General features: G+C 35.6%; 1 protein-coding gene. It reads right to left on the reverse strand.

What is annotated here, in order from left to right; translation table 11 throughout:
* Nucleotides 1-9: 9 nt before the first annotated feature.
* A complete protein-coding gene (locus tag GC093_RS05440; protein ID WP_246313594.1) occupies nucleotides 10-798 on the reverse strand; it encodes a class I SAM-dependent methyltransferase in 789 nt (262 codons plus the stop codon).
* Nucleotides 799-946: the final 148 nt, after the last annotated feature.

Raw genomic sequence — 946 nt, forward strand, 5'->3', positions numbered from 1 at the left:
AATTCCTAGTTATTTAAAAGCCGTAATAACTGATACTGATAGTTCTTCGGTAAATACTCCTGATGAATCAATATCCATTAAAGCAGATTTCAAATCATTTTCAAATTTCTCCAGATTCTCACCAAAAAGACGTTTGGAAGCAAATGAAGTGGAATATAAATTTCCGATAATAGAGTCTACTGTCCAATGGTATGAAAAACTTGGTAAACCGTGTCTTTCCACATCCCTAAATCTAGATTTCGTAACTGTGTCCTCGAATCTCTCTTTGGGAGGCGTGTAAGTACTATTGCCAGCTCTTCTTTCATCACCTAACCAAACTTTTACTATTTCATTTACCTTATGTTTCCAATGTAATGGTTCGTACTTATCAATATCATAATCAATGATAGCAATACCACCATTATCATCAGAACTGTTATATAGAATTTCTAAAATCGATTCTCTATCCATCCAATGAAACGCTTTTGCTATTATCATGAGTTGAAAAGACCCCCAGTCACTCGAACGCTCTTCTGCCCTTCCTTGTAACCAGATAGCGTTATCAACTCTATTTACATTGGACAAATGGACTGCTTCATCTAGCATCTCTGTTTCAGTATCAATACCTATTATTTCTTGGAACCAATCATTAAGTCTTAGAGTTAATTGACCTGTTCCACATCCTAGATCAAGCAACCGACCATCACCGTTAAGTGAAAACTTGTTAACTAAGAATCGCAATAGTGACGAAGGATAAAGAGGTCTGTATCTAGAGTAATACCAGGCAGTACCTTTAAATAAATCTGCACCATAGTCCATCAATATTTCCAAACCTTCTCTCTAAAGGAATTTATAGTAGACAAAACATCATCTTACACGATTTCAAGTAGTCAGTCATTAGAGAGTGTAATTATAATAAATCTTTCCCCGCCCCGATACAGATGTAGTCACATGTTAAAAGATTCCC

Source organism: Paenibacillus foliorum (assembly GCF_013141765.1).
In the GTDB taxonomy this organism is placed as follows: Bacteria; Bacillota; Bacilli; order Paenibacillales; family NBRC-103111; genus Paenibacillus_S; species Paenibacillus_S foliorum.